The sequence below is a fragment of the Oceanospirillum sediminis genome (assembly GCF_014164585.1).
In the GTDB taxonomy this organism is placed as follows: Bacteria; Pseudomonadota; Gammaproteobacteria; order Pseudomonadales; family Halomonadaceae; genus Oceanospirillum; species Oceanospirillum sediminis.
Window position 1 is genome coordinate 1 of the sequence record NZ_JACJFM010000266.1, and the last position, 339, is coordinate 339.

The window sequence follows — 339 nt, forward strand, 5'->3', positions numbered from 1 at the left end:
GCCTATAACAATACACGGTAAACGGCTTTCTAAAAACAAAGTGTCGTTACATGCCAATGTAAGCAGTCAATACATATCAGCATTGTTATTAATAGCTTCAAAATTAGAAAATGGTATTGAGCTTACTTTAGTTGGTGAGATTACCTCAGTACCTTATATTAAAATGACCTTAAGTCTATTAAATGAAATAGGTATAGAAACCTCGTTTAAAAATAACGTTATAAAGGTTCACCCTTCAAAAGCTCAACCTAAGCCATTAACCGTTGAGTCTGATTGGTCTTCAGCATCCTATTTTTTTAGTATCGTGGCCATTAGTGATGTAGGTACTGAAATTACATT

Annotated in this window: 1 protein-coding gene; it reads left to right on the forward strand. The window is 33.3% G+C overall.

Annotated features, from left to right (window positions below; all coding sequences use genetic code 11):
• Positions 1-339: carboxyvinyltransferase (locus tag H4O21_RS28635; RefSeq protein ID WP_502243760.1), on the forward strand; the 339-nt coding region annotated here is incomplete at both ends.